We start from the raw sequence: 886 nt of genomic DNA, 5'->3' as shown, positions 1-886 counted from the left end.
TCTGTTGCATCAAAAGCAGGTGGTGGTGCATCTGTTAGCTTGACGTTTTTAGAGCACAAAGATCAAGCAGCGTTTGATGATTTGTATAATTCTGTGCAATTATCACAAACAACAAAAGAGTCACTACTTCAAAGCTTAGATGCAATTAAAGGTAATACAGAAGCTGTCAGCGGTATATTGAACGTATATGACTTAGACGACTACAGTACAGCTAAAAGTAAAGATAAGCGTAAGTCTATTACATTTGATCGTGATGAAATTAGCAATCTTTATGTAAGTAATGAAGCTGCGCAACAATCAACAGCGCTTATGGAAATTGCAGGGGATCAGGTTACGTTGACGTCAGGACCTCAAGCAAAAGGAAGCACACTTGATAATAACAAGCGTGTGACTGTGACGTTTGAAGACCAAACACAATTGAACTATACGATTACAGGAACAGGTTCAAGTGGACCAGCATTCCATCCTGACGGTTTATTATTATTAGAAGTACCACCATTTAGTGTTGAAGATGTTACGGCAACTACAGGTCAAGACGATCAGTTTGTCATTCATCAAACAGTACCAACACGTAATGTAACGAAGCGTACAACATTGCCTAAAGAAATCACGTTAGGTGTGCAAGTACCAGAAGGCGTTAAGCTCACATTGAAAGAGAACACAACGTCACTGTTTACAGCAGATAAGAGTGTGAGTACGGATAATCAATTAACGATTGTAACAGGTAAAAATGGTGTTAAAAATCCAGATTTACTAAAACAACAAACATACTATAACAAAATTTATGACTTACCAATTACTGCAAGTCATGATTTAACTTTAGCAGATATTGAAAACAACACAGAAAAATGGCAAAAACTTCAACAGTATTACGATAAAGATGAAG

At 36.9% G+C, this 886-nt stretch carries 1 protein-coding gene; it reads left to right on the top strand.

The genetic code is table 11. The features are described 5' to 3' along the window. A partial coding sequence (locus TP70_RS12425; protein ID WP_044360961.1) for a hypothetical protein occupies positions 1 to 886 on the top strand: 886 nt, incomplete at both ends.

The organism is Staphylococcus microti (assembly GCF_000934465.1).
Classification (GTDB): domain Bacteria; phylum Bacillota; class Bacilli; order Staphylococcales; family Staphylococcaceae; genus Staphylococcus; species Staphylococcus microti.
This window is presented reverse-complemented; position numbering and strand designations above follow the sequence as displayed.